This is a genomic window from Paracoccus chinensis (assembly GCF_900102885.1).
Lineage (GTDB): Bacteria > Pseudomonadota > Alphaproteobacteria > Rhodobacterales > Rhodobacteraceae > Paracoccus > Paracoccus chinensis.
Map to the genome: position 1 here is coordinate 110,681 of NZ_FNGE01000006.1, position 13,169 is coordinate 123,849.

Genomic DNA, 13,169 nt, shown 5'->3' on the forward strand with positions numbered 1-13,169 from the left:
CCATGGCCGAAAAAGCGCAATCATCCCCTTGACGGCCCGGGCGCCCGCCCTAGGTTGAATGCCTGACCGGGCCCCTCTGGCGATCTCTGCAGATCGTGATGTCGGTCGCATCACGCAACATATGCAGAGGACGACATGGAGCTGACCTCCCTTTTTCTTGGCAAACCTGTCTGGCTGTGGGCCATCTTCCTGGCCCTCGTGCTGATCCTTCTGGTGCTGGATCTCGGCGTCCTGAACCGGGGCCAGCGCGAGATCGGCGTGCGCAAGTCCCTGCTTCTTTCCGCCTTCTACATCGGCATCGGCCTGGCTTTCGGCGGCTTCGTCTGGGCCCAACTGGGCGAGCAGGCGGCTTTAGAATACTGGACCGGCTTCGTGGTGGAAAAATCGCTGGCGATGGACAACGTCTTCGTGATCGCCACGATCTTCGGCTTCTTCGCCGTCCCCCGCCACCTGCAGCACCGGGTGCTGTTCTGGGGCATCCTCGGTGTGATCGTGCTGCGGGCCATCATGATCGGCTTCGGCGCGGCGCTTGTGCAGCGCTATGAATGGGTGCTGCTGGTCTTCGCCATCTTCCTGATCTTCACCGGCATCAAGATGCTGTGGTCGGGGCACGAGGACGAAGGCGACCTGTCGCAGAACCGCGCCCTGCGCTGGATGCAGCGCAACCTGCGCGTGACCGATGGCTTTGTCGGCAACCGCTTCTTCGTCCGCCAGCCCAGCCCGTCGGGCAAGCTGCAGCTGTTCGTCACGCCCCTGTTCCTGGCGCTGATCGTGATCGAGTTCGCTGACCTCGTCTTCGCCGTCGACTCGGTGCCCGCGATCTTTGCGATCACGACCGACCCCTACCTGGTCTACACCTCGAACATCTTCGCGATCCTCGGCCTGCGGGCGCTGTATTTCGCCTTGGCCGCGATCCTGCACCGTTTCGCCTATCTCAAGCCCGCGCTGGCCGCGCTGCTGATCTTCATCGGCGGCAAGGTGATCGTGGCCGAGATCCTGGGGATCGAAAAGGTGCCGCCGATGATCTCGCTGGGCGTGACCTTCGCCATCCTGGCCGCGGGCGTGATCGTGTCGCTGGTCAAGACCGCGCCGGGGCATGACGCCGCGCTGAGGAAGGACGAGGCCGCCGAGCGTCTGGCCGAGAAGGCCGTCGGACAGTCGCGCTGATCGAATCGCCGCCAACGTGAACGGAATGGGAACGCGGGCTTTGCAGAAAGGCCCGCGTTCTCTATGTTGCAGCCCATGAGCCAGTTTGACGATCACGACGCCTTCGAGGCCGCCGCCCGCCCCTCCCTTTCCCAGCGGGCGATGACGGGCCGAGCCGCGCCTTACCTGGACGGGCTGAACCCGGCGCAGCGGCTGGCGGTGGAAACGCTGGACGGCCCCGTGCTGCTGCTGGCGGGCGCGGGCACCGGCAAGACGCGCGCGCTGACCACGCGAATCGCGCACCTGCTGATGCAGGGCCGCGCCACGCCCGGTCGCATCTTGGCCGTGACCTTCACCAACAAGGCCGCGCGCGAGATGAAGGAACGGGTCGCCCGCTTGATGGGCGAGACGGTCGAGGGGATGCCTTGGCTCGGCACCTTCCACTCGATCAGCGTCAAGATTCTGCGCCGGCATGCGGAGATGGTGGGCGACGGGCAGGTCCATCTGAAATCCAGCTTTACGATTCTCGATACCGACGACCAGATCCGGCTGCTCAAGCAGCTGATCGCGGCCGAGAACATCGACGACAAGCGCTGGCCCGCGCGGATGCTGGCCGGGCTGATCGACGACTGGAAGAACCGCGCCCTGACGCCCTCGCGCGTGCCGGAAGGCGAATCGCACGCCTATGACGGCAAGGGCGCGAAGCTTTACGCCCAGTATCAGCGGCGCCTGCTGGAGCTGAACGCCGTCGATTTCGGCGATCTGCTGCTGCATTGCGTGATGATCTTCCAGGCGCACCCGGACGTGCTGGCGCAGTGGCAGGACCGCTTCCGCTATATCCTCGTGGACGAATACCAAGACACCAACGTCGCGCAGTACCTGTGGCTGCGGCTGCTGGCGCAGGCCCATCGCAACATCTGCTGCGTGGGTGACGACGACCAGTCGATCTACGGCTGGCGCGGGGCCGAGGTCGGCAACATCCTGCGGTTCGAGGCGGATTTCCCCGGCGCTCAGGTCATCCGGCTGGAACAGAACTACCGCTCCACCCCGCATATCCTCGCCGCGGCATCCGGCCTAATCGCCGCGAACAAGGGGCGGCTGGGCAAGACGCTCTGGACCGAACATACCGAGGGCGAGAAGGTCCGCCTGATCGGCCATTGGGACAGCGAGGCCGAGGCTCGCTGGATCGGCGAGGAGATCGAGGCCTTCCATGGCGGCCACCGCCATTCGGTCGGCCGGCGCAGCCTGAACGACATTGCCATCCTCGTGCGCGCCTCGCACCAGATGCGGGCCTTCGAGGACCGCTTCATGACCATCGGCCTGCCCTATCGCGTGATCGGCGGTCCCCGCTTCTATGAACGGCAGGAAATCCGCGACGCGATGGCCTATTTCCGGCTGGCCGTCAGCCCCACGGACGACCTCGCCTTCGAGCGGATCGTGAACACCCCGAAGCGCGGCCTCGGCGACAAGGCGATTCAGACCATCCAGCGCGAGGCGCGGGCCGAGGGCCTGTCGCTGCTGGAAGGCGCCGCCGCCGTGGTCGCCTCGGGCGCGCTGACCGGCAAGGGCGCGGCCAACCTGCGGCAGTTCACGCAGTTCATGGGCCGCTGGCACGCCGACGCGCTGGATTCCACCGTGAACCACGTCGAGCTGGCCGAGCGCATCCTGGACGAATCCGGCTATACGGCGATGTGGCAGAACGACCGCTCGCCCGACGCGCCTGGACGGCTCGACAACCTCAAGGAACTTGTCAAGGCGCTGGAAGAGTTCGACAATCTTCAGGGATTCCTCGAGCATGTCGCGCTGGTGATGGACGCCTCGGAAAGCGAGCAGGCCGAGGAGGTCTCGATCATGACCCTCCACGCGGCCAAGGGCCTCGAATACCCCATCGTCTTTCTGCCGGGGTGGGAGGACGGGTTGTTCCCCAGCCAGCGCAGCATGGACGAGTCGGGCCTGAAGGGCCTGGAGGAGGAACGGCGGCTGGCTTACGTCGGCCTGACCCGCGCCGAGAAGCTGGCGACCATCACCTTCGCCGGCAACCGCCGGATGTACGGGCAATGGCAGTCATCCCTGCCCTCGCGCTTCATCGACGAACTGCCCGAGGAGCATGTCGAGGTGCTGACACCCCCCGGCCTTTACGGCGGCGGCTTCGGCGCTGCGGCGCAGGTCATGGGCCAGCCCTTCGCACAATCGGCGATGCACGACCGCGCTAGCCGCGCCGATGTCTACAACTCGCCCGGCTGGAAGCGGATGCAGGAACGCGCGGCGGTGCGCCCCGCCCCCTCGCACCGCCCGCCGATCGTGATCGACGCTGAGCCTGCCGCGCGCTTCGCCGTGGGCGACCGGGTGTTTCACCAGAAGTTCGGCACCGGCAGCGTCATGGGCATCGCCGAGGATACCTTGACGGTCGAGTTCCCGGCGGGCTTCAAGACCATCAAGGCGGCTTACGTCCAGCCCGCCTCGGACGCGGCGTCGGACGACGCGCCCTTCTGAGACAGAACGAAAAGGCAGCCCATGTCACCAAAGCTCAAGGCCGCGCTCGACTACGGGCCGCTGATCGTGTTTCTGGCGGTGTTCCTGCTCTACCGCGACCAGGACGTCATGCTGTGGGGCCAGACCTACCCCGGCCTGATCCTGGCCACGCTGGTCTTCGTGCCGCTGACGGTGCTGGCCAATGCCGTGCTGTGGAAGATGACGGGCGAGCTGTCGGTCATGCAGCTGGTCACGCTGGTCGTGGTCGTGGTCTTCGGCGGGCTGACCGTCTGGCTGAACGACCCGCGCTTCATCAAGATGAAGCCGACACTGATCTATCTGACCTTTGCCGCGCTGCTGGCCATCGGCGCGGCGCTGGGCCGCAACTGGCTGGGTCGTGCGCTGGGCGAGGCGATTCCGCTGTCACCCGAGGGCTGGCGCATCCTGACCCGCCGCATCATCTGGTTCTGCCTGGGCCTCGCTGCGCTGAACGAGGTGATCTGGCGCACCCAGTCCGACACCACCTGGGTGGTCTTCAAGACCGTCGGGCTGATCGTTCTGACGATGCTGTTCTTTGTCGGGAACGCCCCGCTCTTCGGCCGCCACGCCCTGCAGCCGCAGGACAACGGCGATTCGCCGCGCTGAGGGCCCCAGGCTCTCAGCTGTGAGCCTGCGGCTCACCGGACATTGTCATCTGCCCGACAGGCCCGGACCACCCTGCATGACACGGCGCCATCCGGTGCCCAGCTGGGCCAACGATCTTCTGTCCCGAAATATCCTGGGGGAGCGCCGCAGGCGCGGGGGCAAAGCCCCCCTCTCGCGCAACAAAAAAAACCGCGCCTCGGTCACACCGGGCGCGGTTCTGATCCTTGCGGAACGGCTGATCTTACTTGATCTTGCCTTCCTTGTACTCGACGTGCTTGCGCACGACGGGGTCGTACTTGTTGACCGTCATCTTCTCGGTCATGGTCCGGGCGTTCTTCTTGGTGACATAGAAGTGCCCGGTGCCCGCCGTCGAGTTCAGACGGATCTTGATCGTCGTCGGCTTCGCCATTGGTCCTGCTCCTGCTTCGGGGCGGCCAGTGGCCAGTCCGATAACCCCGTGTAATCTGTGAAGCCCGCCTTTTAAGGCGAGCGTGGCCCAAGTCAACCCGAATCTGTGGGGAAACCCTTGGAAATCATGCGCGGATGGCCTGTAAGCCGGGTTCTGTCCGGGGCCTTGCGGCCCGTGGATGACCATTCCTCTGGTCCCGCCGTTGCCGACGGGCTCTAGCTGCCAACCCGGATCTGCTGGGGCGCAGGCAGCCCTGCGGGGCTCAGCCCCGCGCGCGATCCCTATTCGGCATTGCTCCTGGTGGGGCTTGCCGTGCCGGTCCGGTTGCCCGTCCCGCGGTGGGCTCTTGCCCCACCGTTTCACCCTTGCCCCCGCAAGCGGAGGCGGTCTGTTCTCTGTGGCGCTTTCCCTGGGGTTGCCCCCGCCGGGCGTTACCCGGCACCATGCCTGCATGGAGCCCGGACTTTCCTCGGACGGCTCACACCGCCCGCGGTCATCCGGCCATCCGCGCAAGCGCGCAGATAGGCGGAGGCCGCCCTGCGGTCAAGCGTCAGTCCAGCCGCACCGCCGCGAGGATCGGCCCCGGCTCGCCCCCGGCCAGCGCCTGCTGGACCAGGATCGCGTGCAGCGTGTCGGCGGGATAGGCCTCGTTCGGGTCGTTCCCCGGCCGCACGGTCAGGCGCAGCGGCTCGCGCGCGGGCCAGCGGGTCAGAAGCTCGCTGTCCACCACGATGTTGCGATAGTCGATGGTGCGGCCCCGGTTCTCGCCGGCCTTCACCTGCACCGAGCGGTGGGGAAGATAGCGCACCAGCGCGATCTCGACCCCGCCGGGAACCGCCACCCGGGGCGTGAGGTCGATGACATGGACCTCGCCCTCGGCCGCCGCCGTGACCATGATCGCGGGCGGCCGTGCCGCGTGCTCGTCGATCATTGCCATCAGCGCCGCGCGATGCAGGCTGAGCAGCGTGTCCTGCCCGTCGATGATGATCTGCGGCGTATAGACGCCCCGCTCGCCCGCGGCCTCGGCATAGGCCTCCTGCCGGGCGGTATGCTCGGGCCGGGCGAAGACGTCCGCCCAGCCGAGGTAATCCCAGTAGTCCACGTGCCAGCTGAGCGTCAGCACGCCCGGCTCGTCCGACATCGCCCCGATCAGTGCGTCGGCCGGCGGGCAGGACGAACAGCCCTGCGAGGTGAAAAGCTCGACGACCACCGGTGGGCTGCCGATCGGCCCCAGGCGGCCGCGCCCCGTCGCCTTGCCCTCGGGGGCCGCGAATGTCTGGCGTTCCGGCGCAAGCGAGAAGGCACCTTCGGGCAGCTCGGTCGCGGCACCCTCGGGCGCCTCGATGACCGCGATGCCGGCCTCGGCGGTAATGGCGGCCCCGACTCCCTGCCCTGGCGCCATGTCCTGCGCCCCCGAGGGCGCGGCCAGAACCGCCAGCGCGACGCCGATTGCCGCTGCAAGCCTCACCGGGCGAAAGCAAAGGATCGAAGTATCTGTCATTGCGTTCCGCTTAGGCCAGCCGCGCGCCCGAGGCCAAATCAATGCTTCGTTAGCATTTGTCTGCCCCCGTGATCTGTGCACTCGCACTTGAAAACCGCGCGAGATATGTATACCACGGCATACAAAGAAATGCCGGGCGAGTCTCGATGCATCCTTGCGCTTGCACCGCTGGATGAGTCGGGGCAATCCGGTCGTTGCCTGCCACCTGAGCCCTTGAGGAAGCAAAGCCATGCCGATCGTCACCGGAACCGATACCGCCAGGACCCGCCGCGAGCTGGTCGTCGGCGACCAGACCGTGGCCTATTACTCGATCCCCGCGGCCGCCGAGGCGGGCCTGGGCGACTTCTCGCGGCTGCCGGCCTCGCTGAAGGTCGTGCTGGAAAACCTGCTGCGCTTCGAGGACGGTGGCTTCACCGTCAGCGTGGATGACATCAAGGCCTTCGCGGACTGGGCGCAGAACGGCGGCAAGTCCGACCGCGAGATCGCCTATCGCCCGGCGCGCGTTCTGATGCAGGACTTCACCGGCGTTCCGGCGGTCGTTGACCTTGCCGCGATGCGCGACGGCATCAAGGCGCTGGGCGGCGACGCGCAGAAGATCAACCCGCTGAACCCCGTGGACCTGGTCATCGACCACTCGGTCATGGTGGACGAGTTCGGCAACCCCCGCGCCTTCCAGCGCAACGTGGACCTGGAATACGAACGGAACATGGAACGCTACCAGTTCCTGAAATGGGGCCAGGGCGCGTTCAACAACTTCCGCGTGGTGCCTCCGGGGACCGGCATCTGCCACCAGGTGAACCTGGAATATCTGGCGCAGACCGTCTGGACCGACACGGACCAGGGCGGCGCGACCGTGGCTTATCCCGACACGCTGGTCGGGACGGACAGCCATACCACGATGGTTAACGGTCTTGCCGTGCTGGGCTGGGGCGTCGGCGGGATCGAGGCCGAGGCCGCAATGCTGGGCCAGCCGATCTCGATGCTGATCCCCGAGGTCGTGGGCTTCAAGATCACCGGCGCGCTGCGCGAGGGCGTGACCGCGACTGACCTCGTGCTGAAGGTCGTCAAGATGCTGCGCGACCACAAGGTCGTCGGCAAGTTCGTCGAATTCTACGGCGAAGGCCTGGACAACATGCCGCTGGCCGACCGCGCGACCATCGCCAACATGGCCCCCGAATACGGCGCCACCTGCGGCTTCTTCCCGATCGACGACGAGACCCTGCGCTACCTGCGCCAGACCGGCCGCGACGAGGACCGCATCGCACTAGTCGAGGCCTATGCCCGCGCCAACGGCATGTGGCGCGAGCCGGGCTTCGAGCCGGTGTTCACCTCGACGCTGCATCTCGACCTGGGCGACGTGGTGCCCGCGATCTCGGGCCCCAAGCGTCCGCAGGACCACGTTGCGCTGGATGCCGCCGCCCAGACCTTCAAGGACTACATCGCCAGCCTGCCGCCCGCGCCCACCGCGCCGGTCACGCAGAAGAAGCTGATGACCGCCGAGGGCGGCGCGCCCTCGCCCCTGCCGGACGAGATCCCCGGCGGCGATCGCGACGGCACGGTCGCGCGCGGCGCGGTCGAGGGCACGAACTACGCGCTGCACGACGGCTCGGTCGTGATCGCGGCGATCACTTCCTGCACCAACACCTCGAACCCCTATGTGCTGATGGCTGCCGGCCTTGTCGCCAAGAAGGCCAACGAACTGGGACTGACCCGCAAGCCCTGGGTCAAGACCTCGCTCGCGCCCGGGTCGCAGGTCGTGGCCGAGTACCTGGAGGCCGCCGGCCTACAGGAGCACCTGGATGCGCTGGGCTTCAACCTGGTGGGCTTCGGCTGCACCACCTGCATCGGCAACTCGGGTCCGCTGGAGCCCGCGATCTCGAAGGCCATCAACGAGAACGACCTCGTCGCCGTCTCGGTCCTGTCGGGCAACCGCAACTTCGAGGGCCGGATCAGCCCCGACGTGCGCGCCAACTACCTGGCCTCGCCCCCGCTGGTCGTCGCTTATGCGATCGCCGGCGACATGAACATCGACATCACGCGCGAGCCGCTGGCCCGGACGGCGGACGGGCGCGACGTCTACCTGAAGGATCTCTGGCCCTCGTCGCAGGAGATTTCGGACCTCGTGGACCGGATCGTCACGCGCGAGATGTTCCAGGCCAAGTATGCCGACGTCTTCAAGGGCGACGAGCGCTGGCAGGCGGTCGAGACCACGGACAGCGAGACCTACGATTGGCCGCCGACCTCGACCTACATCCAGAACCCGCCCTACTTCCGCGGCATGTCGCAGGAACCGGGCGTGATCTCGGACATCGAGGGCGCGCGCGTGCTGGCGGTGCTGGGCGACATGATCACCACCGACCACATCTCGCCCGCGGGCTCGTTCAAGCCGACCACTCCGGCCGGGAAATACCTGACCGAGCGGCAGGTCGCGCCCGCCGACTTCAACAGCTACGGCTCGCGCCGCGGCAACCACGAAGTCATGATGCGCGGCACCTTCGCCAACATCCGCATCAAGAACGAGATGCTGGACGGCGTCGAAGGCGGCTACACCAAGGGGCCGGACGGGCAGCAGACCTCGATCTACGACGCCGCGATGGCGTGGAAGGACCGGGGCGTGCCGCTGATCGTGGTGGGCGGCGTCGAATACGGCGCAGGCTCGTCGCGCGACTGGGCGGCCAAGGGCACCAACCTGCTGGGCGTCAAGGCCGTGATCGCGGAAAGCTTCGAGCGCATCCACCGCTCGAACCTCGTCGGCATGGGCGTGATCCCCTTCGAGTTCACCGGCGGCGACAACCGCAAGTCGCTGGGCCTGACCGGCGACGAGGTGATCTCGATCCAGGGGCTGGCGGGCGAGTTCAAGCCGCTGTCGCTGGTGCCCGCCACGATCCGCCATGCGGACGGCACCGAGAAGACCGTGCAGCTGAAGGCGCGCGTCGATACCGAGGTCGAGATCGAATACCTCAAGAATGGCGGCGTGCTGCACTACGTGCTGCGCAACCTCGCCCGGTCGTAAGACCGCACGGGCTCCGACACCGACCCCGGCCTTCGCGGCCGGGGTTTTTTCATGCGCGCACCGGGACTTGGGGTTGATGGTCAGGGAAGCCGCCTTGCATCCCCCACCCGCGCTTGCCACATCGGAACCATGACCAGCGGAACGACGTGACGATGCAGAAGCTTTCCCTTCCCGAGCGGCCCGGCTGGCGCGACCGCGCGACCGAGCTGGGGTTCACCTTTGCCGACATGGGAGGAGAGCCCTACTGGGACGAGACCTCGGCCTATCGCTTCACGCTCGGTCAGATCGAGGATGACATCGAGGCGCCGGGGGCCGAGCTGCACGCCATGTGCCGCCAGGCCGTGGCCCATGCCGTCACCTCCGAGGAATGGCTGACCCGGCTGGAGATCCCCCGCCCCTACTGGGATTTCGTCGAGCGCAGCTGGGCCAATGGCGAGCCCGAGCTTTATGGCCGCTTCGACCTGGCCTATGACGGCAAGGGCCCGGCGAAGCTGCTGGAATACAACGCCGACACGCCGACCTCGCTATATGAATCCGCGTCCTTCCAGTGGCTGTGGTTCGAGGAAAGCCGCGACGCGGGCGTCCTGGGACCGAACACCGACCAGTTCAACCGCATCCACGAGGCGCTGGCCGAACGCTGGGCCGCCATCTGCGCGCCGGGCGAGAACGTCCATTTCGCCGCGGACAAGGACAACCCCGAAGATTATGCGACCGTCGAGGCGCTGGCCTGGGCCGCGCGCGAGGGCGGGCTCGGCGCGCATTTCACGCCCCTGTCGGGCATCGGCGTCACGGACAAGGGGCAACTGGCCGATGACCAAGATCGCGTGATCGGCACGCTGTTCAAGCTGTATCCTTGGGAGGATATGCTGCGCGACGACTTCGCGCCGAACCTTCAGCCCTCGGGCGCGCGCTTCATCGAGCCGCCGTGGAAGGCGGTCGTCTCGAACAAGGGGCTTCTGCCCCTGCTGTGGCATCTCTTCCCCAACCATCCGAACCTCCTGCCGGCGTTCTTCCAGGCGGATATCGAGGCCGCGCGCCGGGGCGAGCAGACCCCCTATGCCGCCGCCATCGCCGAGGCCGGGCCGCTGCTGGCCGGTGGCCATGTCACCAAGCCCATCTTCTCGCGCGAGGGTGCGGGCGTCGTGATCCACGAAGGCGGCCGCGAGACCGACCGTGCGCCGGACGACAGCTATTCGCATCACCCCCATGTAGTGCAGGCGCTGGCAGCGCTGCCCGATTTCGACGGCTTCCATCCCGTCCTCGGCGCCTGGATCGTGGGCGAGGACTGCGTGGGCCTGGGCGTCCGCGAGGACCGCGCCCGGATCACCCACAACCTGTCGCGCTTCAAGCCGCATTTCATCGAAGGGTAAGGCCATGACCGATCTTGCTGACCGCCCCGAGGAAACCCCCGCGCCGCGCCGCAAGCGGTCGCGCCACGTGGCCCTGCTGCTGGCCGGCGCCGCCGTCCTGACGCTGGCCGCCTGCGAGGATGACGCCGTGGACGCGCAGGCCTTCCCCGACCTGAACAGTTGCATCGCCGCCGCCCAGGAAGACGGGCTGTGGTTCACCGAGGAAGACTGCCGCACCCAGTTCGCCGCCGCCGAGCAGACGCATCTGGAAACGGCCCCCCGCTACGAATCGCGCGAACTCTGCGAGGAACAGCATGGCGCAGGCGCCTGCGGGACCGACCCGGCAGCGGGCGATCCCGCGACGGCGCAGCAGCAGGGCGGCGGGGGCTTCAGCTTCATGCCGCTGCTGGTGGGCTACATGATGGGCTCGATGCTGTCGCGCGGCGGCGGCGTCTTCAGCCAGCCGATGGTGCGGACGCCCACCGGCTACTCGACGCCCTCGGGTAACCAGACCTTTGCCAGCAACTCGGGTTCGGGCCGCGTGCCCGCCACGACCTTCAACCGCGCACCGACCACCATGGGCCAGCAGCCCATGAGCCGGGCGCAGGTCGCCCAGCGTGGCGGCTTCGGGGCGGGGGCGACGGCGCGCACGGCGACGGGCGGGGCGCGGGGCTTCGGCGGCTGAGATCAGGGGGCGGGCGGACGCCGCCCTTGCGTCGGACACGCGCCCGGCGCAGGGTCGCGCAGGATTTCCGAAAGGTCCCTCCATGACGCCCGAAAGCCAGTCCGCCCGTATCCGCGAGATCTGCGCCATGGCGCCGGTGATCCCGGTGATCGTGATCGAGGACGCGGCCTGGGCCGAGCCGCTGGCCCGCAGCCTCGTCGCGGGCGGCCTGCCCGTGCTCGAGGTCACGCTGCGCACCCCTGCCGCGCTTGAGGCCATTGCGGCAATGGCGCGGGTCGAGGGCGCGGTCGTGGGCGCCGGGACGGTCATCACGACGCAGGACGCTCACCGGGCCAGGGCGGCGGGGGCGCGTTTCGCGGTCTCTCCCGGCCTGACCGACACGCTGGTCGGCGCCTGCGAGGAATGCGCGCTGCCGCTGCTGCCGGGGGTCGCCACGGCGTCCGAGGCGATGCAGGCGGTCGAGGCGGGCTTTGACACGCTCAAGTTCTTCCCCGCCGGGCCTGCGGGCGGTCCTGCCTATCTCAAGGCGCTGGCAGGCCCGCTGCCGGGCATCCGCTTCTGCCCGACGGGCGGCGTCTCGGCCGCGAACGCGCCCGACTACTTGGCGCTGTCCAACGTCCTTTGCGTCGGCGGCAGCTGGATCTCTCCGGCGGACATGATGCGCGCGGGCGACTGGGCAGGGATCGAGGCGCTGGCGCGGCAGGCGGCGGCCCTTCGTCCATGAGCGTCCTTGCCACCGACACCCCTGACAGCCGCCGCCTGGCCTGGGCGAACGTCGGCGTTCTGGTGCTGGCCCAGGCGATCCTTGGTGCGCAGCTGTCGATGGTCTTCATCACCGCCGGGCTTGCGGGGGCGATGATCGCGCCGAACCCCTGCTTTGCCACGCTGCCGGTGTCGATGGTCATGCTGGGTTCGGCGATCTCGGCGCGGTTCCTGTCGGGCTTCATGGCGCGGCACGGGCGCCGGGCGGGCTTCACCGTCGCCTCGCTGGTCGCGGCCCTCGGCGCGGGCATTGCCTTCGCGGGGCTGGAACGCGGCAACTTCGCACTGTTCACCCTAGGCTGTACGCTGATCGGGGCGCAGATGTCGGCGCAGGGCTTCTATCGCTTCGCCGCCGCCGATACGGCACCCGAGGCGCTGCAGCCCAAGATGATCAGCTTCGTGCAGGCCGGTGGCCTCGTCTCGGCGTTGATCGGCCCGAAGCTCGCCACCATGACGGCCGAAGCAAGCGCGATCCCCTTCGCCATGACCTTTGCCGCCATCATCGGGCTGAACCTGCTGGGACCCTTCATCTATGCCATGCTGCGCATCCCCGTCCTGCCGCAGTCGCGCGGCGGCGCGGGCAAAGGGCGCAGCCTGTCGCAGATCCTGCGCAGCCCCGGCATTGTCGTGGCGATGATCTGCGGCACGGTCTCCTACGCGCTGATGAACCTGGTGATGACCTCGACGCCGCTGGCGATGGCCGGCTGCGGCTTTGCCGTCGCGGATGCGTCCGGCGTCACGCAGGCGCATATGATCGCCATGTTCGGACCCGCGTTCTTCACCGGCCACCTGATCGCCCGTTTCGGGGCCGAGCGGATCGTGACGGTCGGTCTGGTCATCCTTGCCGGGGCAGGCGCGGTCGCCCTGAGCGGGGTGGAGCTTGACCATTTCTACCTCGCGCTGATCCTGCTGGGCCTGGGCTGGAACTTCGGCTTCATCGGCTCGACCGCGATGCTGACCGCGCAGCACACGCCGGAAGAACGCGGCCGTGTACAGGGCATCAACGACGCAATCGTCTTCGGCGGCGTGTTCCTGGCCTCGCTGTCCTCGGGCGCGCTGATGGGCTGCGGGGGCGGCACCGCGCAGCAGGGCTGGTCGGCGGTCAACCTGATGATGCTGCCCTTCCTGACGCTGGCGGGCGGGGCGCTGATCTGGATGGCCCTGCGCCCGCGCGAGACGCGCTGAGG

At 67.9% G+C, this 13,169-nt stretch carries 10 protein-coding genes and 1 other RNA gene; 8 read left to right on the top strand and 3 right to left on the bottom strand.

Going from position 1 to position 13,169, the window contains the following annotated elements; genetic code table 11:
* Positions 1-135 precede the first annotated feature (135 nt).
* From BLQ03_RS08110 to BLQ03_RS08120, 3 genes are all read left to right on the top strand, one after another.
* Positions 136-1,167 carry a TerC family protein gene (locus BLQ03_RS08110; RefSeq protein WP_090754676.1) on the top strand — a complete coding sequence of 344 codons (1,032 nt, stop codon included), beginning with the start codon at positions 136-138 and terminating at the stop codon, positions 1,165-1,167.
* 75 nt (positions 1,168-1,242) lie between these two features.
* A complete protein-coding gene (locus BLQ03_RS08115) occupies positions 1,243-3,639 on the top strand; it encodes an ATP-dependent helicase (protein ID WP_090754679.1) in 2,397 nt (798 codons plus the stop codon).
* 21 nt (positions 3,640-3,660) lie between these two features.
* Positions 3,661-4,263, top strand: coding sequence for an inner membrane-spanning protein YciB (locus tag BLQ03_RS08120; protein ID WP_090754682.1), 603 nt, complete (start codon positions 3,661-3,663; stop codon positions 4,261-4,263).
* Positions 4,264-4,504: 241 nt separating this feature from the next.
* On the opposite strand, the gene rpmG is transcribed toward BLQ03_RS08120, so the two are convergent.
* From rpmG to BLQ03_RS08135, 3 genes are all read right to left on the bottom strand, one after another.
* Positions 4,505-4,672 carry a 50S ribosomal protein L33 gene (gene rpmG, locus BLQ03_RS08125; protein ID WP_011750518.1) on the bottom strand — a complete coding sequence of 56 codons (168 nt, stop codon included), beginning with the start codon at positions 4,670-4,672 and terminating at the stop codon, positions 4,505-4,507.
* A gap of 126 nt (positions 4,673-4,798) precedes the next feature.
* Positions 4,799-5,181: RNase P RNA component class A (gene rnpB / locus BLQ03_RS08130), an RNA gene on the bottom strand.
* A 41-nt stretch (positions 5,182-5,222) separates the two neighbouring features.
* Entirely contained in the window at positions 5,223-6,173 is a 951-nt protein-coding gene (locus BLQ03_RS08135) for a DUF1223 domain-containing protein (RefSeq protein WP_217629684.1), read from the bottom strand.
* 229 nt (positions 6,174-6,402) lie between these two features.
* On the opposite strand from BLQ03_RS08135, the gene acnA reads away from it, so the two are divergent.
* The 5 genes from acnA (at position 6,403) to BLQ03_RS08160 (ending at position 13,167) form a co-directional block, all read left to right on the top strand.
* Entirely contained in the window at positions 6,403-9,186 is a 2,784-nt protein-coding gene (gene acnA, locus BLQ03_RS08140) for an aconitate hydratase AcnA (RefSeq protein ID WP_090754687.1), read from the top strand.
* A gap of 152 nt (positions 9,187-9,338) precedes the next feature.
* Positions 9,339-10,556, top strand: coding sequence for a glutathionylspermidine synthase family protein (locus tag BLQ03_RS08145; RefSeq protein WP_090754690.1), 1,218 nt, complete (start codon positions 9,339-9,341; stop codon positions 10,554-10,556).
* Positions 10,557-10,560: 4 nt separating this feature from the next.
* Positions 10,561-11,220, top strand: coding sequence for a DUF1190 domain-containing protein (locus BLQ03_RS08150; protein ID WP_090754692.1), 660 nt, complete (start codon positions 10,561-10,563; stop codon positions 11,218-11,220).
* An 82-nt stretch (positions 11,221-11,302) separates the two neighbouring features.
* The gene (gene eda / locus BLQ03_RS08155) at positions 11,303-11,944 is read left to right on the top strand and encodes a bifunctional 4-hydroxy-2-oxoglutarate aldolase/2-dehydro-3-deoxy-phosphogluconate aldolase (protein WP_090754693.1); all 642 of its coding nucleotides are present in this window, start codon (positions 11,303-11,305) and stop codon (positions 11,942-11,944) included.
* Positions 11,941-13,167 carry an MFS transporter gene (locus BLQ03_RS08160; RefSeq protein WP_090754695.1) on the top strand — a complete coding sequence of 409 codons (1,227 nt, stop codon included), beginning with the start codon at positions 11,941-11,943 and terminating at the stop codon, positions 13,165-13,167. The genes eda and BLQ03_RS08160 overlap by 4 nt, the downstream gene beginning before the upstream one ends.
* The last annotated feature ends 2 nt before the right edge of the window (positions 13,168-13,169 follow it).